Annotated in this window: 25 protein-coding genes and 2 tRNA genes; 14 read left to right on the top strand and 13 right to left on the bottom strand. The window is 57.0% G+C overall.

Annotation, left to right across the window (positions count from 1 at the left end; genetic code table 11):
• Positions 1-2 precede the first annotated feature (2 nt).
• Positions 3-554, bottom strand: a complete 552-nt coding sequence (locus FY152_07280) for a hypothetical protein (protein UXS31896.1) — start codon at positions 552-554, stop codon at positions 3-5.
• Between the two features lie 315 nt (positions 555-869).
• Between FY152_07280 and FY152_07285 the strand changes: the two genes are divergently transcribed.
• A complete protein-coding gene (locus FY152_07285; GenBank protein UXS31897.1) occupies positions 870-1202 on the top strand; it encodes a DUF3768 domain-containing protein in 333 nt (110 codons plus the stop codon).
• 51 nt (positions 1203-1253) lie between these two features.
• On the opposite strand, the gene FY152_07290 is transcribed toward FY152_07285, so the two are convergent.
• The gene (locus FY152_07290) at positions 1254-2024 is read right to left on the bottom strand and encodes a hypothetical protein (protein UXS31898.1); all 771 of its coding nucleotides are present in this window, start codon (positions 2022-2024) and stop codon (positions 1254-1256) included.
• A gap of 485 nt (positions 2025-2509) precedes the next feature.
• On the opposite strand from FY152_07290, the gene FY152_07295 reads away from it, so the two are divergent.
• A complete protein-coding gene (locus FY152_07295) occupies positions 2510-3142 on the top strand; it encodes a hypothetical protein (GenBank protein ID UXS31899.1) in 633 nt (210 codons plus the stop codon).
• A 174-nt stretch (positions 3143-3316) separates the two neighbouring features.
• Positions 3317-4264 carry a DUF2726 domain-containing protein gene (locus tag FY152_07300; protein ID UXS31900.1) on the top strand — a complete coding sequence of 316 codons (948 nt, stop codon included), beginning with the start codon at positions 3317-3319 and terminating at the stop codon, positions 4262-4264.
• A 372-nt stretch (positions 4265-4636) separates the two neighbouring features.
• Here the strand turns inward: FY152_07300 and FY152_07305 are convergent, their stop codons facing one another.
• The 3 genes from FY152_07305 to FY152_07315 all read right to left on the bottom strand — a co-directional run bounded on the left by FY152_07305 (position 4637) and on the right by FY152_07315 (position 7380).
• Positions 4637-5380, bottom strand: a complete 744-nt coding sequence (locus FY152_07305; protein UXS31901.1) for a glycosyltransferase family 25 protein — start codon at positions 5378-5380, stop codon at positions 4637-4639.
• A 160-nt stretch (positions 5381-5540) separates the two neighbouring features.
• Positions 5541-6782 carry a DUF882 domain-containing protein gene (locus FY152_07310; GenBank protein UXS31902.1) on the bottom strand — a complete coding sequence of 414 codons (1242 nt, stop codon included), beginning with the start codon at positions 6780-6782 and terminating at the stop codon, positions 5541-5543.
• A 157-nt stretch (positions 6783-6939) separates the two neighbouring features.
• Positions 6940-7380, bottom strand: a complete 441-nt coding sequence (locus tag FY152_07315; GenBank protein UXS31903.1) for a lactoylglutathione lyase — start codon at positions 7378-7380, stop codon at positions 6940-6942.
• A gap of 192 nt (positions 7381-7572) precedes the next feature.
• On the opposite strand from FY152_07315, the gene FY152_07320 reads away from it, so the two are divergent.
• Positions 7573-8151, top strand: a complete 579-nt coding sequence (locus tag FY152_07320; protein ID UXS31904.1) for a cold shock domain-containing protein — start codon at positions 7573-7575, stop codon at positions 8149-8151.
• Entirely contained in the window at positions 8151-8633 is a 483-nt protein-coding gene (locus FY152_07325) for a DUF192 domain-containing protein (protein ID UXS31905.1), read from the top strand. Before FY152_07320 ends, FY152_07325 begins: the two co-directional genes overlap by 1 nt.
• A gap of 59 nt (positions 8634-8692) precedes the next feature.
• Here FY152_07325 and FY152_07330 read toward each other — a convergent pair whose 3' ends face one another.
• Positions 8693-8941 (bottom strand): BON domain-containing protein, encoded by a 249-nt coding sequence (locus tag FY152_07330; GenBank protein UXS31906.1) that lies wholly within the window; start codon positions 8939-8941, stop codon positions 8693-8695.
• 213 nt (positions 8942-9154) lie between these two features.
• On the opposite strand from FY152_07330, the gene FY152_07335 reads away from it, so the two are divergent.
• Together FY152_07335 and FY152_07340 are read left to right on the top strand one after the other, a co-directional pair.
• Entirely contained in the window at positions 9155-9424 is a 270-nt protein-coding gene (locus FY152_07335; protein UXS31907.1) for a DUF982 domain-containing protein, read from the top strand.
• A 216-nt stretch (positions 9425-9640) separates the two neighbouring features.
• Complete coding sequence (locus tag FY152_07340) at positions 9641-10783, top strand: glycosyltransferase (protein ID UXS31908.1); 1143 nt, start codon at positions 9641-9643, stop codon at positions 10781-10783.
• A 53-nt stretch (positions 10784-10836) separates the two neighbouring features.
• Here the strand turns inward: FY152_07340 and FY152_07345 are convergent.
• A tRNA-Pro gene (locus FY152_07345) sits at positions 10837-10913 on the bottom strand.
• A 266-nt stretch (positions 10914-11179) separates the two neighbouring features.
• On the opposite strand from FY152_07345, the gene FY152_07350 reads away from it, so the two are divergent.
• The 7 genes from FY152_07350 (at position 11180) to FY152_07380 (ending at position 16911) form a co-directional block, all read left to right on the top strand.
• The gene (locus FY152_07350; protein UXS31909.1) at positions 11180-11485 is read left to right on the top strand and encodes an ETC complex I subunit; all 306 of its coding nucleotides are present in this window, start codon (positions 11180-11182) and stop codon (positions 11483-11485) included.
• Positions 11486-11533: 48 nt separating this feature from the next.
• Positions 11534-11610, top strand: a tRNA-Arg gene (locus FY152_07355).
• A gap of 455 nt (positions 11611-12065) precedes the next feature.
• Complete coding sequence (locus FY152_07360; protein ID UXS31910.1) at positions 12066-12917, top strand: hypothetical protein; 852 nt, start codon at positions 12066-12068, stop codon at positions 12915-12917.
• A gap of 425 nt (positions 12918-13342) precedes the next feature.
• On the top strand, positions 13343-14641 hold the full coding sequence (locus tag FY152_07365; protein UXS31911.1) for an efflux RND transporter periplasmic adaptor subunit: 1299 nt from the start codon (positions 13343-13345) through the stop codon (positions 14639-14641).
• Between the two features lie 14 nt (positions 14642-14655).
• Positions 14656-15375 carry an ABC transporter ATP-binding protein gene (locus tag FY152_07370; GenBank protein ID UXS31912.1) on the top strand — a complete coding sequence of 240 codons (720 nt, stop codon included), beginning with the start codon at positions 14656-14658 and terminating at the stop codon, positions 15373-15375.
• On the top strand, positions 15365-16573 hold the full coding sequence (locus FY152_07375) for an FtsX-like permease family protein (protein UXS31913.1): 1209 nt from the start codon (positions 15365-15367) through the stop codon (positions 16571-16573). Before FY152_07370 ends, FY152_07375 begins: the two co-directional genes overlap by 11 nt.
• Positions 16574-16635: 62 nt before the next feature.
• Positions 16636-16911, top strand: coding sequence for a hypothetical protein (locus FY152_07380; GenBank protein ID UXS31914.1), 276 nt, complete (start codon positions 16636-16638; stop codon positions 16909-16911).
• A 217-nt stretch (positions 16912-17128) separates the two neighbouring features.
• Here the strand turns inward: FY152_07380 and sufA are convergent, their stop codons facing one another.
• From sufA to sufB, 6 genes are all read right to left on the bottom strand, one after another.
• Complete coding sequence (gene sufA / locus FY152_07385; protein ID UXS31915.1) at positions 17129-17518, bottom strand: Fe-S cluster assembly scaffold SufA; 390 nt, start codon at positions 17516-17518, stop codon at positions 17129-17131.
• 105 nt (positions 17519-17623) lie between these two features.
• Positions 17624-18007, bottom strand: a complete 384-nt coding sequence (locus FY152_07390) for an SUF system Fe-S cluster assembly protein (protein ID UXS31916.1) — start codon at positions 18005-18007, stop codon at positions 17624-17626.
• Positions 18008-18043: 36 nt separating this feature from the next.
• Complete coding sequence (locus FY152_07395; GenBank protein ID UXS31917.1) at positions 18044-19294, bottom strand: cysteine desulfurase; 1251 nt, start codon at positions 19292-19294, stop codon at positions 18044-18046.
• On the bottom strand, positions 19287-20558 hold the full coding sequence (gene sufD, locus FY152_07400) for a Fe-S cluster assembly protein SufD (GenBank protein UXS31918.1): 1272 nt from the start codon (positions 20556-20558) through the stop codon (positions 19287-19289). The genes FY152_07395 and sufD overlap by 8 nt, the downstream gene beginning before the upstream one ends.
• A gap of 22 nt (positions 20559-20580) precedes the next feature.
• On the bottom strand, positions 20581-21336 hold the full coding sequence (gene sufC / locus FY152_07405; GenBank protein ID UXS31919.1) for a Fe-S cluster assembly ATPase SufC: 756 nt from the start codon (positions 21334-21336) through the stop codon (positions 20581-20583).
• 72 nt (positions 21337-21408) lie between these two features.
• Complete coding sequence (gene sufB / locus FY152_07410; GenBank protein ID UXS31920.1) at positions 21409-22878, bottom strand: Fe-S cluster assembly protein SufB; 1470 nt, start codon at positions 22876-22878, stop codon at positions 21409-21411.
• Positions 22879-23038: the final 160 nt, after the last annotated feature.

The raw sequence follows: 23038 nt of genomic DNA on the forward strand, positions 1-23038 counted from the left end.
ACTCAGGACATTTCGTCTTCTACTGACCCGGAAACCCCAAAAAGGCGCTCCCATCCACCGCGGCTTACGAAAAAACCAGTTTCAGCCATCTCCTTTGCACGATCCTCCAATCCAGCCGGATATCTTATCAAATAGCGGATTTCGCCTACTCTTCCCGCCATATCTGCCAAATCTTGAACTGTGAATTTTGCTCGAATAATCTCTTTCTTTATCACGCGCACGGCTACGACTTCATCCGGTTTTTCTGGCGTCCATTCCCACCGTGAATGCACAACTGCTTGCCGGAACTGAGAAAGCTCTCGGATTCGCTCGTATTGAGCGATCAATACAGCTCTCCGTTCCCCTTCTTGTTTTTCTGCGACTTCTCTTAGCCAGAGATCGAGAACCAGACTAAATTTCGCGTTATTCATTTCCTTGGGGAGCGGCTCGACATCAGCTAACGCCTGCAAAGTCTGTTCGAAAATATCTGCTTCAAGGTATCCCCATTGCGAGACGATCGAACCCAAGAGGTACGTTTCCCGCTCATTGAGGCTAGTATCTAAAACGTACTTCATCAAACTCTCCATAAATTGCTTCTCAGCATTCTCGCTGATTTCAATGTCAACGCGAAGCGTTATATTTGAACAACTTGGCAGCGGGGCCGTCCGTCGTTTTTACTTGTGGATGGGGCCCGAGGTGCTTCGCCCCTTCTCTCCCCCAAACAGGTCTTCCGCCCAGCTTCCTTCATTCCGCTGCGCTGCATTGCGTGCAGCCGGTTCCCCGCGAATCCCTGTTGTCCCCTTCCAACCCCACCGCTCACGCGGCCCCGGGAAGCAGGACGGGGCCTGTTTCCCTGTCCGACTAAGGAAACCAAGACAAGGGACAAAACCATGACAACCACACAGACCGACCGTATCCGCGAGCTGAATGACATATTCCGTACGACCTGGCTCACCGGTAAGGTACTTATGACATCGGGCATTAAAAGCCTACCTGATGCGATTCAATCTAGCATCGTGGAGGTAGTGCAGAGATTTGACGCGTTCACATCCGACAACGACCCCCATGGGGAGCATGACTTCGGCGTGGTCATCGTCGAGGGGCATAATGTCTTCTGGAAAATCGACTACTATGACCAGACCCTGCAATACGGTTCGGAGAATCCCGCTAATCCGGCTGTCACCAAGCGGGTACTTACGATCATGCTGGCAGAAGAATACTAATTCTAAAAGGACGGAAGGCGCAGATGTCTACGCCTTCCTCTCATCAGCCTGTTAGGCAGACCGCACAGCTTCGTTCCAGAACGGCGTCGGGAAAATATCCATAGGCGTCGCCCCGCATTCCGTGCAGTGCCACAGGTTTTTGGCCATGGCGTACCCATCATGCACGCCGTCGCAATGGAGGCAGTGCCACTCCGCCGACAAACCGCCTCCCAAAGGATGAAGCGCCCGTCCCTGCTGGTCCGGCATGGTCGAACGCCGTGGCCAATCAGCAGAAACCTCGGCATGCATCCGGCGCGCGCGGACCATGAGCAACTGGGTAGCGAGCTCGATAAAGGCGGGCTCAAGTGCATCCACTGATTTGATGCGTCCGCCCAGACGCTTAAGCACCGGCTTGGCTGAAGGTGCCTGATCAAGGATGATCTCCCAGCCTTGCGAACCAAAGGCCACCTCGAACTCGTCTCCAGTCAAATAGAATTTATGGCCGTCAAGCTCGCCATAAATCTCGTCAGCTTCCATTGGTTTTACGTCGGCAGGTACCCAACGGGTAAAGGCAAGCCTCTCACCAAACACGTTTAGATCAATGCTCTCGTTTGCGTTACCAGCAGAAGAGGTATTCACGTGGTCAGATAGCAAATCCGGCAGGTTATCCAGTTGCTCGGACGTTGGTTCCCAGCCCTTTTTATGGGCTTCGGAGAGTCCGCGCCAATGAGGGTATCCCATTTCGCGCGCGACGATTTCAAGAGCGGCGATATGTTGAATACGGCGCTTTCGTGCCAGCCTCTTGGCTGCAATCTTAAGCGGTTTGAGGGTGTCGATGGCCATGATATCCATTCCTTGTTGTAACGGAATCCAACCGGGTGCCCACTGCCGACCGGACCCGTCCAAAGGAACGGTGTCAGTCTTGATCAATAATAACGCACTGCAAGGCTTCGCGTGGTGGGCACACCGGCCTATGCTTCAGGCCAAGTGCATCCTGCCCGTATGATGCTGCTGAGTCAACAGGTAGCCTATAGCTCGTCGCCACGCATGCCGTCTGTTTCTCGCAACAGATTTTCAGCCAAGAATGTGTAGGATAGCACGGCCTACCATGAGACACTCTTTAAACTAATGGAGGCCTCCGCAATGCGTAATAATGTACCACGTGGCGTCACACTGCCGACGAATAGGATTGATGTAAGTATCGAGAATTGGCTGCGAAACGAGGTAGGTCGCGCTTACGATGCCCATAAAGCAGACCCCGCCCGCGCCGTTACACTTAAAGAAGCCATGTCCAACGTTCAGAAGCTTATTGCTAGTAACTGCCAAGCATGAAAACGAACTCAATAGATTTAGATGACTATGTCATCGTAAGTGAAGAGGCCGTGCAATTTCTGCCACCGGAGTGGCGCGATCATTTCCAAGTGCTAAGAGATGAAGGAGCGGCGCGCTTAACTGTTGTCGATGAAAACCTCAAAGGCTTAATGAGATTTTCAAATGCGATCCTTACAGTTGCCAGCCTCCAACATATCCATGACCGACTTTCCAAATGCCCCTTTGAAGTTTCGATGCCATCGATTCTGGAGCACGAAATGCTGACGTCGGCCTTCGTTGTTACTTATTCCCGCCTCAAGGAAATCGGTATCGCCCGTAAGGACCTGCCCCCTCATCTGCGTACGGTGCATGATCACATTCTGGAACTGCGCAATCAACGCTTTGCCCATAATGGGAACCACCATTCGCTCGGCAGCGAACTGCTAATAACCTTCCAAAATGGGCAATTCGATCTAAAACTAAATGCAAGCATGGGATTTCACGTCGGGGGACGGCTTGAATGGAGCGATCTTGTTAAATGCCTGAACGAAATCATCTATGATCGCCTACAAAAGCAATTAGATAAATTACGACAAAAAACCGGTTGGGAGTGGACATTCCCGGTGGGACCGCCTCCAGAAAAGGCTTAGGGCCGTCATCGGCATGCAAACTCACATGGATCGTTTTCGAGGATTGATGTATAATTGAACCATGAATCAGACCGATGTAATTAGACGCTCAAAGAAGCATTCTGAAAGTGGCTGTTCACGCTACTTGATATCTGTTGGAAACAAAGAATAAAAGCCGACGAGGAGCAAACGTACATGCTTCGCAAATTCCGCAATCACAGCGAAAATCGCTTGCAGCAGCAAATACGCCCGGTCACGGAGCGGCACGGCGCTCAGTTACAGGAGAAAGTCCGGGTTGCGGATATCGTCGATATCAAAAAACTAAGCAGCTCCCACCAAGGCACTTATGCGCTTCAGTCCCACTTTGACTTTGTTTTGATCGATGAAGATCAAATGCCGGTCGTGGTGATTGAATTCGATGGGCCCGGCCACAATACGGCAAATGACGAACTCAAAAACTCAATTTGCAAACAGGCCGATTTGCCGCTGATTCGTATTCACAGCTTTGAAGAGGTGCGAGAAGTTAAGCAAATGACGCTTGCTCGCTATCTGGTTGAACTGGTCTTTTATGGAAAAGCCTTTCTCCAAATGCAGGCGGATGGCCAGATTCCCAGAGATGAGCCTTTTACCTTGAGCGCCTTCCTCAGGGAGGACGCTAAACACATATTTGACAGTGAGTTTGATTTCATTTGCAGTGGGCGTAGCAAGCTAAGCAAGACCCTTCAGCAGTACGGCCTATCAGATTCGCCTCACCCTCACTTTTCTATCAGCCACGTTACTCTTAGATCACCAACCGATCATCTGCATACATTCGTCAGCGTTAATTCGAGCAAGGGTCCTGTTGTGGGTACAGCGGCTCTTAAAGTTAGCCTGCCATCCCCTGGCTTCCTTGATGATTTAGGTTTTGCTTCGATGGAGATCGCACAGTTTGTTGAAGGTATGGCCTTTGACAACCTTCTTGAGAATATTCGCCTTATTGCGACAGGCGCTGGTCATGTCGTTACTCACGCCGATGAGCGACTGGCGGAGCTCAAATATCTCGGTGAACAGGGCTTCACGCTTATGATGGGCGGAGGCGGCACTTCAGCGGATGCCAACCTCATGGCAGCTTTTACATCCGGCAGAGACGGTCAAATATTCTGATCACATTTCGTAACAGCGAAGCGCCAATTTGACCCGCCAGACGCACACTCGCACGCACATTTTTACACACACTCAAATCCTCATTTAAAATAACAAATTAAATACAATATCTTATCAACGGACTATCCTGACTTTTAATCAGTAGGTCCAGGGTTCGAATCCCTGCGCTCTCACCACCTCAACCGTCGATTTATCAATAGCTTAGATGACTTCTTGTCGCGTATGCCTCCGATCTGCAACAGATTGGAAAACAGCATCCTTGCGTTTTGTTGAGGTAAAAATAACCGCACCTTCTCTTTGCCGGGTACGGAATATCAATCTCCCCATTGCGCCGTTATCGGACAGCGAGCCGACATACCGTCATGATCGCGGCTAGCGATAGGCATAAACATACCGCGCAATATTGTCGTAAAAACTGGAGAGATAAGCCGGCACCCGCTTGAACCGGGCAAATTTGCTGCCGCGATATTCGGCGCGCGTTCCAACCAGCGTGTCCGGATCGCCAAAGGGCAGGAAATCCTTTTCGGTCACATAGACATGCGTGCCATAACCCCAGCCGCACTCCAGCGCCCGGTCGAAGGGCAGCGTCATCACCCTTGCGGCCTTCAGGAAACGTTCGGCACCGCCGCGTGAGATGATATAGCAGGCTGACGATCCCTGCGGGCCATAGATGCAGCGCCCGAACGTATCCCCGAGAGCGCTGGTCTTCCTGCCCTTGAAGCCGCTGCGGCGGTGATTGGTCAGTTTAACGATCGAATTTTTCGGCATGATCGCAGCCACGGCTTTGACCCGCTCGGAAAAGTCCGGGGTAAAGGCGACATCGTCCTCGACGATTACCGCCATCGGCGCGTCGCTCGCCAGGAAAATCTCCAGCGCCTTTATATGGCTGGCGTAGCAGCCATACTCGCCGGGCAAGGCGTGGCGGCCGTTACGCAGTTCAAAACCACGCCGGTTAAAGTCCGTCCATTCGGCGGGTGGAATGGTCTTGCCGTCGACACCCTCGACCGGACGCAAATCCAGCCCGAGGCCCGAAGCGCCGTTCAACATTTTTTCCAGCCGTGCGCGGGCTCTGGCGATGGAGATGATGTAGACGGGAAAAGTGGAAATCGGCAGCATTCGCAGGACACCATAAGCATGGAGATGGGAAACCGTCTCCTACAGCATGGCGTGCCACACGTCCATTCGGAGGCGAGAGGGTGTCTGCATAGAGAGATCCTAAACGAATCTCAGGGGCGCAACGCCCCGGATTCCCTAATCATCAAGAACTGGCTGGAAATTATTTGCGCGCGGCGGTGCGGCGGCAGCGCCAGTTCCAGTCTCTCGGTTCACCCGTGTCCATGTGCACCGATTCGGTATGGCAATAGGTGCCGACACCACCGCGCTCCGGCAGGGAACGCAGATAGGTTGCAAGCTCCCATTTGGAGACGCCCTTGATCTGAATATCGGCAGCATCGCAGGTATAATGCTTGGATCCCTGCCTTATGCCCTTTGGCGGACGATAGCCCGAGGTGACGATGGCCGGGCTGTTATAATGACGCTCGACATCCTTGATCATCCGCACGAGTTCCGGCTTGAAACAACCGACTTCGACATGATCCGTCTGCAGGAAAAGCCCGTTCGGGGAAACACGGGTGAGACCGGAAAGCGACGCAAGCTTCATCAGGCCGGTCGGTTGATCTTCCTCGTCTTCGAGATGTGCATCATCGAACTCATCGGACATCATCGAGCGGCCTGAAAGCGCAATGCCCATTGTCCTGTCCGCCGCTCCCGGCAGCGCTGCAACCTGCGTGTTCTCCGCAGAACCGCTTTCAATCATTTTCGGCAGACGCTTCTTGGCTGCGCCGGCGAAAAACGCCGCAAGCGTCACGCCCTTGCCCTCGTCTTCCTGCCCGCTTTCACCGGCTGGCTGTGCGGGAGATGCAGCAGCAAGCTGTTCAGATGCTGCCTGCGGCACCGGCACCGCCTGACGGTTTTCGCTGTGCTGTTCCGCTGGGACCTGCCCGGCGGGAACCTGAACCGGCGCTGCAACGGGCTGCGGCTGCGCCGCCTGCATGGGTGCCGAATAAACGCTGCTGACGGCGGGAATGATTTTCTGGGATGGCGCGCCGGTGGCAGCGACACCCGGGGCCCCGGCTCCCGCCGCAACGGCAGGTGCGGTGGAATAGATGCTGGATGTCCCGGCGGAAATCGCGGTCGGCTGCGTCGTCAGTCCGCCAATATCGGCGGCTGCGCCGTAACCCTGCGCCGGGCCACCCGGCGCCTGAGGCTGGGCCGGCACCGAAGCGCCGGCCGCCGATGCCACGGCGGGATCCACATAATGTCCCTGCTGCGTGCCGGCCGCCGACGTGGCGGCGGTCGTTTGCGGCTTCTGCTGTGCGGCAATCTCCGGCTTCTTGTTATTGGCGGCCAACTCGTCATCGGTCACGGCGGAAACGCACCCGGAAAGCCCGAGCAGCGAAACGGCAATAACAAGACGCTGACAGGAAACGCGCCCTTTCGCGCCGTCTGCAGCTTTCATGAGTGGCCTCCGTATCTTGCATTTCCAACAGCAGCACGGGAACGGGCGCGTGTGCTTTCCCAAAACGGGACAGGCCGTTTCGATTCGCGGACTATGCCTCATCCCATCCGGACAAGGCAAGAGCGCCCGAAAACGCCGCTGTTGGCCGGGAATATCCCTACCAGGAACCGGTATTCTGCATAGATATCCACGGTTCGGCTGGTGCGAGGCTTTCGCCTTTCTGCAGGATTTCGAATGAAATGCCATCCGGCGAACGGACAAAGGCCATGTGACCGTCCCGTGGCGGCCGGTTGATCACGACGCCATTTTCCTGAAGACGGGCACAGAAATCGTAAATATTGTCGACCTCGTAGGCCAGATGGCCGAAATTGCGTCCGCCTGTGTAGTCTTCCGTGTCCCAATTATAGGTGAGCTCGAGGCTCGGGGCCTTTTTTTCCTTTGCCGCAGCAATGTCATCACGTGCCGCAAGAAAAACCAGAGTGAATCGGCCTTTTTCGTTTTCGATTCGGCGTATTTCCTCGAGACCCATGAGGTCGCAATAGAATTTCATTGATTCGCCAAGGTCTTTGACGCGAACCATTGTGTGCAGATACCGCATTTTCTTACTCTCCAATACACGGGTCGGGGGCCGTTAAACGCATGATGGCAAGCCCCGGACAAGGACGGCGACATAAAAGCAGCTGCGCAAATCAAAAACTAGGGCTTGCGTGGAACCGTTACCAAGATGTTAATCTGGTACACAGGAATCAGTTGACCGGTGTATGGCGCGTAATCGAGGGGTTGGCAGGATATGGCTGATAGGATGTCATCGAAAACGATAGTCGATGTCGAGGACCTTTCGGGCGATGCCGTCGACCTGACCGAGATCACCGGCGTCGTGAAATGGTTCGATGTCGCCAAGGGTTTCGGCTTCATCGTGCCTGATAACGGCATTCAGGATGTGCTGCTGCATGTCTCCTGCCTGCGCCGCGACGGATACCAGACCATTCTGGAAGGCACGCGCATCGTCGCGCTCATCCAGCGGCGTGACCGCGGTTTTCAGGCCTTCCGCATCCTGTCGATGGATCAGTCGACCGCCGTTCACCCTTCGCAGCTGCCGCCGGTGCGCACCCATGTGCAGGTCACGCCTTCAAGCGGGCTGGAGCGCGCCATCGTCAAGTGGTTCAACCGCACCAAGGGTTTCGGCTTTTTGACGCGTGGTGAAGGAACGGAAGATATTTTCGTGCATATGGAAACGCTGCGCCGTTTTGGCCTGACGGAACTGCGCCCCGGCCAGGTGGTGCTGGTGCGTTATGGCGATGGCGACAAGGGTTTGATGGCGGCGGAAATCCACCCGGACAACCCTGTCTCGGTCGGGATGTCGCACTGATGGCCGCGATATTGGGAAAGATTGCGAAAAGCGCCGTTATGGCGCTTCTTTTTTTCACACTCGCAGGCGTCGCGCAGGCTCAGCAGCAGACCTTTGCCTCCGAGCCCCTGACAATTGAAACCGCGTCCGGCAAAAACCACGACTTCGTTGCGGAACTCGCCCTCAATAATGCCCAGCGCGAGCAGGGCCTGATGTTCCGCAAATCCATGCCGCTTGAAAACGGCATGCTGTTCGACTTTGGCAATGAGCGGGACGTGGCCATGTGGATGAGGAACACCCTCATTCCGCTCGATATGCTGTTCATCGTCCGGGACGGGCGCATCACCCATATCCACGAAAACGCCGTCCCCCACTCGGAAGCGATCATCAGCTCCCGCGGGGCGATAAAATTCGTGCTTGAACTGAATGGCGGCACTGCCAGGCGTTTTGGCATCAAGCCGGGGGACATGGTCCGCAGTGCCCAGATCGGCAACCGGAAATGATGTTGCCGCGTTAATATATCTGAAAAAGCCGGACGACACCTCGCCCGGCTTGCAGGATATTAATAAACCGGCTCGATATGGCTCAAAATGCGGCAATTGGAGATGGAGGCGGCAAGATTGATGGCGATATCGATCGCCTCGACCGAATCAGCCGTGCCTTCCAGATAGATCACGTCATTTTCGACGATTGCGGAAATCCGCGACTTCTCAAGTCCCGTTTCAAAGGCCAGCGCCGACGTGATCGCCTGGCACACGCCAGCCATGCGGTCGCCGAAGAAGCTTTCCTGAATACCTGACAAATTGAACATCTGCGTTCTCCTTCTTATGGACTTTACAACGCGCCAATAGCGGTTTTGTTCATCTCCGGTTCATCATTTCGTTCATCTTCCATTCATCTTGGAAAATTGGAACCCCCTGACCGATCACATTTTAGGTGATCGGGAACCATTTCGTGAGGCGGGCATTTCGCGCATGGGAGAGAAAACGGCCTTCAAGGCACATGAAACAGGGAGGAGAATGACATGCTGATAAACAGAACGGAGCCGTGTCACCACGCCTCGTGGATGAAGCCGGTGGCGATCCATCTGCCGCTCTGCGTCGCCGTGGAGATTTACAGCCCCCTGGTGGCGCTGGACATGCTGATGTACCGCTGGCCCGAGGAACACGGCCCGGAATATGAGGAAGCACGCAGGAACTGCCTCGATGCTATCGCCGGCAGGTGCGACATCGAAAAGGCGCGGGAATCGTTTCTCGTCGCAAGCAGTCACGCGCATATCCTGAACATCCACTAAAGTTCATTGGCACTGATGATGACTGGGCCCTTCTCGACGGAGGGCTTTTCTTTGCCGCCGGACCGGCGCTGTGGTGCCGTTTCCCGCACCCGCACCCTGCCCGCCTGTCGATGATGACATGTAACTGTCACTCAAACGTTATAATCGGCAGGAACGAATTCCATGGAATCGGTTGGCGGACAGACCGCCGAAAGCTTGGGAGTGGGACTGGCCAGCATGGAAACTGTTTTTGCCCTTTGCGCAATTCTGCTCCTCGCCTTCAATCTTCTCGGCATTGTTCTCGCCGGCTGGCGCCTGACAAGACGGGACGTTGAAAACGAACTCGTGCGACAGAGACCGCCGGTCTCACTGGTGGTCCCGCTGCGCGGCGTCGAAAACTTCACACCCCTGACACTCTCCCGGGCCTTCGAGCTCGACTGGCCGGACTATGAACTGCTGTTCTGCGTCGCCGACGAATTCGATCCCGTGATCGAGGAAGTGCGAAAGGCAAGCGCCGCCTCCCCCACAGTCTCCGCACAATTGCTGATCGGCGACGACCGCATCAGCGCCAATCCGAAACTGAATAATTGCGTCAAGGGCTGGCGCGCCGCCCGCCACGAATGGGTCATTCTGGCCGATTCGAACGTGCTGATGCCGAAATCCTATATCGCGACCATGATCTCGGCCTGGCGGCGGGATAGCGGGCTCGTCTGCTCGCCGCCGCTCGGCTCCCGGCCGGCAGGTTTCTGGGCGCATGTGGAATGCGCCTTCCTCAACGGCTCGCAGGCCCGCTGGCAATATGCGGCGGAAGCGATCGGCATGGGTTTTGCACAGGGCAAATCGATGTTGTGGAACAAACCGTTTCTGGAGGAACATGGCGGCATTCGCGCGCTCGCCGCCGAAATTGCCGAGGACGCCGCCTCGACCAAGCTGGTCAGAAATGCCGGCCGCAAGGTGCACCTGGTCTCGGCCCCCTTCGAGCAGCCACTCGGCCAGCGTCATGCCGGAGAGATCTGGTCGCGCCAGACCCGCTGGGCGCGGCTGCGACGCGTGACCTTCCCGCAATATTTCGCCCCGGAAATCCTCACCGGCGCACTTCCCCCGCTTCTCTTCGCGCTCGCAGCCGCCATCGCTGTCGATGCCGACCTCACGCTCACCACTCTTGCCGTCCTTACCCTCATATACGGCCCGGAACTGGTGCTGACAGCCCTCAATGGATGGCCGATATCTCTCCATACCCTGCCGGCGATGATCGCGCGGGATGTGATCATGCCATTTGTCTGGGTGCGCAGCTGGGTCGGCAGTGCGGTGGCCTGGCGCGGCAATGTCATGACGATCGGCACGGCCGAAAGTACCCTTGCCGGGCCATCAGCAGACTGAACAGAAGCTTGTTTGAAGAGGTTACGCCGGCGAGTTCATGTCTTGCTTTAAAATGGTCGGAGTGGAGAGATTCGAACTCCCGACCCTCTGGTCCCAAACCAGATGCGCTACCAGACTGCGCTACACTCCGCCGAGGCGATGGCTGGGGAATACACGGTTCACCCAAACTCCGCAACAGGGAAATTCATCTTTGTTCAGCCATTATCCCCATCGGCAAAACCTGGTGCCTGCGTGGCAAGAGCGCGAAAGGAAAGCGCGGGATAATCGTCTTGACTCTCACATGAAGTCGGTCCATTTCAAATTCAGCGTTCCTGACACGATTTGGTTATTCTATTCAGGTACGTGAATAGTAATCCGGGGTGCTACGCCCCACCGCCCAACCGGAGCAGTTTCGACATGTCTGCGAAGATTTACCGCCCTGCAAAAACCGCCATGCAATCCGGCAAGGCGAAGACCAATGTCTGGGTTCTGGAATTCGACGCCGAGGTTCCGCGCAAGATCGATCCGATCATGGGTTACACCTCCAGTTCCGACATGAAGCAGCAGGTCAAGCTGACATTCGAAACGCAGGAACAGGCCGAAGCCTACGCACAGCGCAAGGGCATCGAATATCGCGTCATTCAGCCGAAGGAAGCGACACGCAAGGTGGTTTCCTACACCGACAATTTCCGTTTCAACCGCACCCAGCCCTGGACGCACTGAAACAGGACGATCAAAGTTTTTGCCGGAGCATCGATTGCCCGGCATGACGGCCCCTTAGCTCAACTGGATAGAGCAACTGCCTTCTAAGCAGTAGGTCGCAGGTTCGAGTCCTGCAGGGGTCGCCAATTATTTCAAGCGCTTAGCTACATTTCCCAAATCGGCAGTTTGCAATTTTCTGCCGCAGTTTGCAGAATTCGCTCTGTGGGCGTTCTGGCGGTGCAACTTTTTGATGATTTTCCACTTGCACGAATCGGTGCCGACAACCATCTCTGATTACGACTAGAGACAGCCGCGCATGAGGGGGCAACCTGGCTGTTCAAACTGGAAACACCCTCAAAAAGTCTGGCGGGCGATACGCGGTTACCCAAGACTTCGCCCTGAGATATTGGAGCTCCTTATGGATGCGTCTTTGCTTCTCGAAGCCAGTCAGTCCGAACGGTCGTTTCGGTTGAAGCTTGACCTAAAGGTCAGTGTGGCTTTGATCCTTGGCTGGCTCGGCCTGTAATGCAGAAGCCTCTCCTGCTCGCGCGGGGGAGGCTTTTTAGCACCAAACACAGAGCGGACCTACGCGAGGCCATACGTGGAAAATGAATTTTCGTATCGCAAAGAGCTGACTTTTGAGCAGGCAGAGGGTGCGGCACCGCTGCCATCTCAGTTAGCACTTAAGGAAGTGTCCGACGGCCTAAAGGCGAAGATGTGGCAGCTGTTTCACGATTCTATCGTTTCAGTTAGGGGAGACTGGCTCGAAGGAAAATGGAACGAAATCTTACGCGATCACCATGTCGACCGTCTAAATCTACCAATAGATAGATTTAACGAATATAAGAAGCTTGCATTGGAGGAATTACGAGGCACGTTATTCAATAACGATTACCTCAAGTTTTTTGGGTTCATACAATACGTTCTACGACATCATCAATGTCCCGAATATATCAAGATGGCTGTGCCGGCGATATTGACTATGCACAGAGCCGCGTATCGAGTTGTTGACGGGGACACTATCGCTCCATTTGCCACAGAAGAAGAAGGCGCAACCGCTCAAAGAGCTCTCGATGAGTTGAAAGCTGCCGGAATGGATGGCGCCCGTTCCCACTTGCGAAATGCTATGATCAATTTGACTGCGGGCGCGTGGGCAGATTCCATTAGAGAAAGTATCCACGCCGTTGAGTCTGTTGCTAGAACAATTGCAGCAAGGACAAACACACTTGGTCCCGCCTTAACGGAGATTGAAAAGAAGCTTGGGATGCATCCAGCGCTGAAATCCGGGTTCGGATCAATTTACGGCTTCGCCAGTGACTCACGCGGCATCCGTCATGCGCTCTTGGATAGGGGCGATGCCGAAGTCGACGAAGCAGACGCAATGTTCATGATTGGCGCGTGTTCTGCGTTCGTTACGTACCTTGTTCAAAAAAAGAGGGCGGCTGGACTATAATTGATGCGCGCTCCCTTGTAAGCTGCAATGTGCCTACCCCTGCCCCATAAACGTGAAATACCCCCACACCGCCACGAAAAACGCGATGACAACCGCAATCGTCAAAGCCTTCCTGGCTTTCGGTCCCAGCGGTTCGCGTGGCTTCTTCGGCGGCACCGGTTTGCGGAACTTCACCACATTGTCGTTCATTCTATCTTCGTCCTGACTATCGCTGCTGAAACCGCTGCCACATCAATGGCATCGGCCTTTACGGATTTCTATCTACCAGACCAGAGCTATCATAAATATTACCAAGTTTTCACTTCCTCCTTTGGGCAAGCTATGTCACTTCCCACAATCAGAGGAACACAAACAGCGACAGACGGACCGAAAAACAGGGTTGGCGACAATCCCCTGTGGTATTTTGAATTTTGCGGGTGACGAGAATGAATGATGCCAACACCAATGGCCGCGACACGGAAAACAGCCAGCCCGATCTGCGGGAGATTCTGGGTACGAACAGGTCCGGCAGGAAGAAGAAGTCGCGCCGGTATCTCTATGCCGCAGCAGCCATCGTGTTGATCGGCGGCGGACTTGGCTATTATTACCAATCCCGCGCAGCAGGCGTTGCCTATAACTACACCACGGAAGCGGCGCGTCAGGGCGATCTTTCCGTCATCGTCACCTCCACCGGTTCGGTTCAGCCGACGGATCAGGTCGATATATCGAGCGAATTGTCCGGGACGGTGCGCAAGGTCAACGTCACCTATAATAGCCCGGTCAAATCAGGCGATATCCTTGCCGAACTCGACACCAACAAGCTGGAAGCCGACGTGCAGAGCGCCCGCGCCAAGCTTGCCTCTGCCAAGGCCAATGTGCTGAAAGCGCGCGCCGATCTCGGCTCGGCAAAGACATCCATGGAGCGTCTGAGATCACTGGTGCAGAACCGCGTTTCCAGCCAGCAGGATCTCGACGCCGCGCAGTTCAGCCACGATGCCGCCGCGGCCACGCTTGAAGTCAACGAGGCCACCGTGCTTTCGGCGGAAGCGGATCTGAGGCTTGCCGAGGTCAATCTCGGCAAGGCCAAGATCGTCTCGCCCATCGATGGCGTCATTCTCACCCGCAGCGTCGATCCCGGCGCCACCGTCGCCTCCTCGCTCAACGCCCCTGTTCTCTTCACCATCGCCGGCGATCTGCGTCACATGGAGCTGCAGGTCTCGGTGGATGAGGCGGATGTCGGCAAGGTCGAAACCGGCCAGAAGGCCAATTTTAACGTCGATGCCTATCCCGACCGCAGCTTTCCGGCCGAGATCGAAACCGTGCGCTTCGCCTCGGAAACCGTGTCCAACGTGGTGACCTACAAGGGCATATTGACCGTCGACAATGAGGAACTGCTGCTGCGCCCCGGCATGACGGCGACCGCCAACATCATCGTCGAGGAAATCAAGGATGCCCTGCTGGTGCCGAATTCCGCGCTTCGTTATACGCCGCCGCGCGAATCCGCCTCCCGTGGCGGCGGGTTGATGAGCCTGTTCCGCCCGCCGCGCATGGGCCGCTCGCAGAACCGCGACGCCAGCCCGGCGGCAACGGCCAAAAGAACGGTCTGGGTGCTGCGCAACAACAATCCGGTCTCCGTCGCCATCGAAACCGGTTCCACCGACGGCCAGCATACCGTGGTAAAATCGGGCGAGTTGAAAGCCGATGACCAGGTGATTACCGACGCAACGGCCCGCAACGCGGGCTGACGGAGGACAAGCCCATGCAACAGCCGCCGCTCATCGAATTCCGCAATGTCGTCAAGCAATATGGCCGCGGCGAAGCGACGATCCGCGCGCTTGACGGCGTCAGCCTGTCTATCCGCGAAAAGGAATTCGTCGCCATCATGGGTCCATCGGGCTCCGGCAAATCCACGTCGATGAACATCATCGGCTGCCTGGATGTACCGACGGCTGGCGAATATCTGTTTCAGGGCGTGCCGACCAGCGGCTTCGACAATGAACATCTGACGCTGCTGCGCCGGCATATGCTCGGCTTCGTGTTTCAGGGCTTCAATCTGCTATCGCGCACCTCGGCGGTGGAAAATGTCGAGCTGCCGCTGGTCTATCGTGGCATGAAGGCCTCGGAGCGGCGCGCGCGCGCCATGGAGGCGCTGGCGCAGGTGGGTCTGAAAGGCCGCGAGGATCACACCACGCAGGAGCTTTCCGGCGGCCAGCAGCAGCGTGTGGCCATTGCCCGCGCCATCGTCACCCGCCCTGCCCTGCTTCTCGCCGACGAGCCGACCGGCAATCTCGATACGAAAACCAGCGCCGAGATCATGGATCTTATCACCTCCCTCAACCGCGACAGGGGCATCACGGTCGTCATGGTCACCCATGAAGAGGATATCGCGGCCCATGCCGGGCGTCTCCTGCGTTTCGTCGATGGCCATCTTGCCTCCGACAGCGCGACGGACAAAAAGGAGACCGCCGATGTTCTTTGAAACGTCGCGTCTTGCGCTGCGCGCCATCAGCCGCAACCTGCTGCGCTCCTTCCTCACCGTGCTCGGCGTCGTCATCGGTGTAGCCGCCGTCATCGCCATGGTCACCATCGGCAATGGCACGACGGAACAGGTGAAATCGGAACTGTCGCGGCTCGGCACCAACATGCTGTTCGTGCGCCCAGGCCAGTTCGGGCCCGGCCGTGCCAGCACCGAAGCCAAGCGCTTCGATGATCGCGATGTCGAGGCCATTCGCAACCAGATCAGCGGCGTGCGTGCCGTGGCGCCGCAGAACCGCAGCTCCGCCGCGACCGTCATTTTCGGCGGCAAGAACCATCAGACAAGCGTCATCGGCACCACCAACGACTATCTGATCGCGCAGGACTGGACCATCGCGCTCGGGCGAGACTTCCAGCCGGCCGAAGATCGCGGCGGCCAGATCGGCTGCATCATCGGCGAAACGGTGCGGCAGGAACTGTTCGGTGCAGAGAACCCGGTGGGGCAGACGATCCGCGTCAGCAACATCTCCTGCCCCGTCATCGGTGTGCTGGGCAGAAAAGGTCAGTCAGGCCTCGGTGACGATCAGGACGACACGGTCATCATGCCGCTGAAAATCCATCAGCGACGCATCGGCGGCACCACCACCATTTCCTCGATCATGGTTTCGGCGCAGGACGGCGTTTCGACTGCCAAGGTGCAGAGCGACCTGCAGAACCTGCTGCGCGAACGTCGCCGCATCGGCATCGGCCGCGAGGACGATTTCACCGTCAACGACATGACACAGATCGCCTCGGCCATGACCGGCACGACGACGCTGATGACCGGGCTTTTGGGTGCAGTCGCAGCCGTCAGCCTGCTGGTTGGCGGCATCGGCATCATGAACATCATGCTGGTCTCGGTGACGGAACGCACCCGCGAGATCGGCATTCGTCTCGCCATCGGCGCGCTGGAGAAGCAGGTCCTGACGCAGTTTCTGGTGGAAGCCGTGATGCTCTCCGCTTTTGGCGGCATCGTCGGCATCCTGACCGGCCTCGGTCTGGCTTACGGCGTGGTCAGCTTTCTCAACGTGCCCTTCGTCACCAGCCCGTCGATCATCTTCCTCGCCTTCGCCTTCTCGGCCGCCATCGGGGTGATTTTCGGCTATTTCCCGGCGCGACGGGCGGCAAGCCTGAGCCCGATCGAGGCTTTGCGGCACGAGTGAGACAAGCGGTCGAGGCTGCAACGGCCTCGACGGAACAGGTTGATAATTGACGGAGGGCTTCGATGTTCAAATCGGTATCGGACAGCGCCGCCGCCGCGGACGGCGGTTCGCTCGCGCTCTTCGTGGAACGAATTGACGGACAGACGGAGGTGTTTGTGATCAATCGCTCCCTCGCATCACGCGGAACGCCCGACTACAACAAGGTCAGCTCGAGCCTGCGGTCACTTACAGAGGAGGATTGCGGGACGATCGCCGCGGCTCTCAAGCCTCTATTGACGACGACGCCATCGGTTCATCCGCTGGCGGATTTCATCGATACGCTGAAACAGCAGTCATGATCCTTCGAAAGCTGATTTGCGCGGGACGCAGTTTGCGGAAAATGAATCTGAAACCTCTCATCCGTCATCCTCGGACTTGACCCGAGGATCTACAAAGGTCTCAAGGGATTTGACGGGGATAGATCCTCGGGTCAAGCCCGAGGATGACGTCGCGTTTGTGGGAGCGCTGTGTGCATAAGAAAGGTCTGTCTCTCCATCGCAGAGATAGCGCAGCCAATCAAACGCTGGCCTCTGCCTCACGCTGCTTTGCCAGCGCCGCCAAATCGGCAGGCTTCAACTCTACCGATTCACCGCAGCCGCAGGCGGACGTCTGGTTCGGGTTGTTGAAGGTGAAACCGGAGCGCATCTTGGTCACTTCGAAATCCATCTGCGTGCCGAGCAGATAAAGCACGGCGGAAGGCTGAACCCAGACCTTTGCCCCTTCGAATTCGACCAGATCATCCTTCGCATCCGGCTCGGTCACGAGGTCGATGGTATATTCCATGCCCGCGCAGCCGCCCTTCTTGATACCGACGCGCACACCCCTGGCATCCGGTCCGGAATTTTCGACGATTGCTTTAACGCGCGAGGCAGCAGCCCCGGTCATGGTCATGATCGCAAAGCCCATGGGCTTAATTCTCCTTCGACAATCGAGTTCAAGGCTCGATGCTTATGGATTTCAATTTAGTAGCGCCTGAGAGTGTCATCAAGGGATGACATCAGTCAAATCACGTCAGTACCAGCCGACAGCGACCTGTGCTTCTTCCGACATGCGGTCAGGCGTCCATGGCGGATCGAAGGTCATTTCGACCACGACACCGGAGACACCCTCGACGGCGCCGACCGCATTTTCCACCCAGCCCGGCATTTCACCGGCCACCGGGCAACCGGGCGCCGTCAGCGTCATGACGATCTTGACCATGCGGTCATCCTCGATGTCGATCTTGTAGACGAGACCGAGTTCGAAAATATCGGCCGGAATTTCCGGATCGTAGACGGTCTTCAGCGCCGCGATCACGTCATCGCTGAGGCGCGCCAGTTCGTCAGGCGGGATAGACGACGGCTTTGCCGCGTCTTCGGTCGTATCCTGGGTCTTTGCAGTGGCTTCGGCAGTCATGGTCTTAAACCTCAATCCTGATCTCTTATTCCGATATCAGGCGAAAAATTTGCGCGCATATTCCAGCGCCTCAACAAGAGAGTCTACTTCGGCGCGGGTATTGTAAAGGCCGAACGATGCCCGGCATGTGGAGGTGACGCCAAAGCGTTTCAAGAGCGGCATGGCGCAATGGGTGCCCGCACGTACCGCAACGCCGCGCCGGTCGATCACCATCGAGACATCATGGGCGTGAATGCCCTCAAGCTCGAAGGAGAAGATGCCGCCCTTGTCAGGCGCATTGCCGATGATGCGAAGCGAATTGATCTCGCGCAGACGCTCGGCAGCGTAAGCGGCAAGATCGGCCTCATGCGCAGCAATCGCGGCGCGGCCGAGATTGTCCATGTAATCCAGCGCGTAACCGAGGCCGATCGCCTGCACGATGGGTGGCGTGCCGGCTTCGAAACGGTGCGGCGGCTCGTTATAGGTGACATTGTCTTCGGAAACGTCGAGGATCATCTCGCCGCCGCCCTGGAACGGCCGCATCTCGCGCAGGCGATCCGCCTTGCCATAGAGCACGCCGATGCCCGAGGGACCGTAAAGCTTGTGGCCGGTCATCACATACCAGTCGCAATCGATATCGCGCACGTCGACCGGCATGTGAACCGCGCCCTGCGAACCATCGATCAACACCGGAATGCCGCGCTCATGGGCGATGCGGCAGATTTCCTTGACCGGCACGATGGTGCCGAGCGCATTCGACATATGGGTGATGGCAACGAGCTTGGTGCGCTCCGTCAGGCTCTTTTCGAAAGCCTCGATATGAAACGCGCCGTCATCATCGACAGGCACCCAGACGAGCTTCGCACCCTGCCGCTCGCGGATGAAATGCCACGGCACGATGTTGGAATGATGCTCCATGATCGAGATGACGATCTCGTCGCCCTCGCCGATCTTCGGCATGCCGTAACCGTAAGCGACTGTGTTGATCGCTTCCGTTGAGGATTTGGTGAAGACGATCTCATCCACCGAACCGGCATTCAGGAAACGGCGCACCTTTTCGCGCGCCGCCTCATAGGCGTCGGTTGCGGCATTGGAGAGGAAATGCAGGCCGCGATGCACATTCGCATACTCATTGGCATAAGCATGCGAAACGGCGTCGATCACCACCTGCGGTTTTTGAGCGGACGCGCCGTTGTCGAGATAGACCAGCGGCTTGCCATAGACCTCGCGCGACAGGATCGGGAAATCCTTGCGCACGGCTTCGATGTCATAAGGGGCCGCCAATGCGGCGCGTTCGCTCTCAGGCATGATGTTCCAGCCAGCCGGAGATGATCGTCTCCAGCGCCTCTACCAGATTTTCTTCTTCCAGTTCCTCGACGATCTCGGCGACGAAGGCGTTGACGAGCATCGCCCGTGCCTTCGCCCGCGGCACGCCGCGCGCCATCAGGTAATAGAGATGATTGTCGCTGATATCGGCAACCGTCGCACCGTGGCCGCACTGAACGTCGTCAGCGAAGATTTCCAGTTCCGGCTTTGCCGAGAACTCGCCATCGTCGGACATCAGCAGCGTATTGCACGCCATCTTCGCGTCGGTCTTCTGGGCATCGGGCGCCACCCGGATCATGCCCTGGAAAATACCCTTTGCACGGTCGAACACCACGTTGCGGAATACTTCCGTCGAGGTCGTATTCGGCACGTTGTGGCCGAGAACCATCGTCACGTCGGTATGGGTTTCGCCACCCAGAAGGTTGACGCCGCGAACGATGAGGTCCGTGCCCTCACCTTCCACGTCGATGCGCAGTTCCTGACGGACCAGCTTGCCGCCGGCATTGACAATGAACAGGCGAATCTTGGCATCCGCGCCGATTTTCATGCGCAGCTGGCCAAGATGGATATCGGCCGCACCCTGTTGCTGCAGGATGATCCAGGTCACTTCCGCGCCATCCTCGACAACGATGTCGCTGACGGAGGAAACGAACGCTGCATCTGAAGTCACCGAAAGGTGACGCTCGATGACGGTCGCCTTGGAGCCCTTGCCGAAACGGACCGGGAAGCGGTTGTGAACCTGGCCTGCGCCATGGACCGCCTGCAATTCGATCGGCTTCTCGATATCGGCATCGGCCGGGATCTCGAGCACCAGACCATCGCGCACGAAGCTGCCATTGATGCGGCCAATCGCGTCATCCTTGCTGGCTTCAGCGAGGCCAGCGGCAGCAGAACCATCGAGCAGGCTTTCGGCAAAGCGCGACACGCGGATGTCTTCAATCTTGCCGATATCGGCCGTGCCATGCTGCACATAGGCGACCAGCGAACCGGCAACCGTTGGTGTCTGCTTTTCGATAACAGGCGCAGGCCGGTCTTCCGGTACGGCGCGCAGCAGGCTCTTCAGATCGGTATAGTGCCACGCCTCGATGCGGCGGGTCGGAAGACCGCCGGTCTTCAGATCGTCGAACAGCACGTCACGGGCGGCGACAACAGCGCCGTCGCCCGGCAATTCGCTGAACTTGGCGGTGTAAGCGTCGACCAGCGCGGTTTCCGCTGGCGTCAGCCGGTTGGTAGCTTGAATGTTCATGGACATCACCTCCTGGCCCGACTTAGGCCGCTTCACCGATGATGTCGGCGTAACCGTTGTTTTCCAGTTCCAGCGCCAGAGCCTTGTCACCCGAGCGGATGATCTTGCCCTTGTAGAGAACGTGAACGCTGTCAGGCACGATGTAATCAAGCAGGCGCTGATAGTGGGTGATGACGACGGTGGCGCGATCCGGCGACTTCAGCGCGTTGACGCCGTCAGCCACGATCTTCAGCGCGTCGATGTCGAGGCCGCTATCGGTTTCATCGAGAACGCAGAGCTTCGGCTCCAAGAGCGCCATCTGCAGGATCTCGGCGCGCTTCTTTTCGCCGCCGGAGAAGCCGACGTTCAGCGGACGCTTCAGCATCTCCATATCGATCTTCAGATCGCCGGCCGCTTCCTTGACGCGACGGATGAAATCCGGCGTCGTCAGCTCGGACTCGCCGCGCGCCTTGCGCTGCTCGTTCATAGCGACCTTCAGGAACTGCATGGTGGCAACGCCGGGAATTTCGACCGGGTACTGGAAGGCAAGGAAAATGCCCTTGGCGGCGCGCTCGGCGGCATCCAGCTCCAGAATGCTTTCGCCGTTGTAGAGAATGTCACCGGAGGTGACTTCATAATCTTCGCGGCCCGACAGGATGTAGGACAGCGTCGACTTGCCGGAACCGTTAGGCCCCATGATGGCGGCAACCTCACCGGCAGCAACCTTCAGGTTGAGACCCTTGATGATCTCGGTTTCGGTATCGGCGATCTTTGCGTGCAGGTCGATGATTTCAAGCATGGATGTATCCTAAGAATTGTGTGAGCGAAGGTGCGCGAACATCGCGCACTCAAATGCATGTTTGGGTGACGATCAGCCGACCGAGCCTTCCAGCGAAATGCCGATCAGCTTCTGCGCTTCCACGGCAAATTCCATCGGCAGTTCCTGAATGACTTCCTTCACGAAACCGTTGACGATCAGCGCGATCGCCGCTTCCTCGGGAATGCCGCGCTGCAGGCAGTAGAACAGCTGGTCTTCGGAAATCTTCGACGTCGTCGCCTCATGCTCGAAATGCGCAGAGGAATTCTTCGCCTCGATATAGGGCACGGTATGCGCACCGCACTTGTCGCCGATCAGCAGCGAGTCGCACTGCGTGAAGTTGCGCGTGTTGGTCGCCTTGCGGTGAGCCGAAACCTGGCCGCGATAGACGTTTTCCGAAAAGCCGGCGGCAATGCCCTTGGCGATGATGCGGCTCGACGTGTTCTTGCCGAGATGGATCATCTTGGTGCCGCTATCGATCTGCTGATGGCCGTTGGAGACCGCGATCGAATAGAATTCGCCACGGCTGTCATCGCCGCGCAGGATGCAGGACGGGTATTTCCAGGTAATGGCCGAGCCGGTTTCCACCTGCGTCCACGAAATCTTCGAACGGTCACCGCGGCAATCGCCACGCTTGGTCACGAAGTTGTAGATGCCGCCCTTGCCTTCCTTGTCGCCCGGATACCAGTTCTGGACGGTGGAATATTTGATTTCGGCATCATCGAGTGCCACCAGTTCGACAACGGCCGCGTGAAGCTGGTTCTCGTCGCGCTGCGGCGCGGTGCAGCCTTCCAGATAGGAGACGTAAGCACCCTCTTCGGCGATGATCAGCGTGCGCTCGAACTGGCCGGTGTTCTTTTCGTTGATGCGGAAATAGGTGGAAAGCTCCATCGGGCACCGCACGCCCTTCGGCACGAAGACGAAGGAACCGTCGGTAAAGACAGCCGAGTTCAGCGTCGCGTAGAAATTGTCCGTCGTCGGAACGACCGAGCCGAGATATTTCTTTACCAGCTCCGGATGCTCGCGCACGGCTTCCGAAATCGACATGAAGATGACGCCGGCTTTCGCCAGTTCCGCCTTGAAGGTGGTGACGACGGAGACGCTGTCGAACACGGCGTCCACCGCAACCTGGCGCTTTTCAACACCGGCGAGGATTTCCTGTTCCTTCAGCGGAATGCCGAGCTTTTCATAGACCTTCAGAAGCTCCGGGTCGACTTCATCGAGCGACTTCGGGCCGGGCGTGCTTTTCGGTGCGGCGTAATAATAGAGATCGTTGAAGTCGATCTTGGGATAGCTGACGCGTGCCCAGGTCGGCTCTTCCATCGTCAGCCAGCGCTTGTAAGCCTCAAGACGCCATTCCAGCATCCATTCCGGCTCCTGCTTCTTGGCCGAGATGAAACGGATCACCTCTTCCGAAAGGCCCTTGGGGGCCTTGTCGACTTCGATATTGGTTTCGAAGCCGTATTTATACTGGTCCACATCGATCTGGCGGACCTGATCGATCGTTTCCTGAACCGCTGCCATGTCGTTCTCCAATCTCGCCGGAGCCAAGGTCCGGTGGCTTGTCAACGTATCAAGGCGGAAAGCCGCCTTATCCATCTTCGGGCAATGTCACCGCGCCGTTAAGCGGGGCGGAGCTTATACCCATGTAAGTGCGGGATGGCGCTTTTCACACATCCCGGCA

The organism is Agrobacterium tumefaciens (assembly GCA_025560025.1).
In the GTDB taxonomy this organism is placed as follows: domain Bacteria; phylum Pseudomonadota; class Alphaproteobacteria; order Rhizobiales; family Rhizobiaceae; genus Agrobacterium.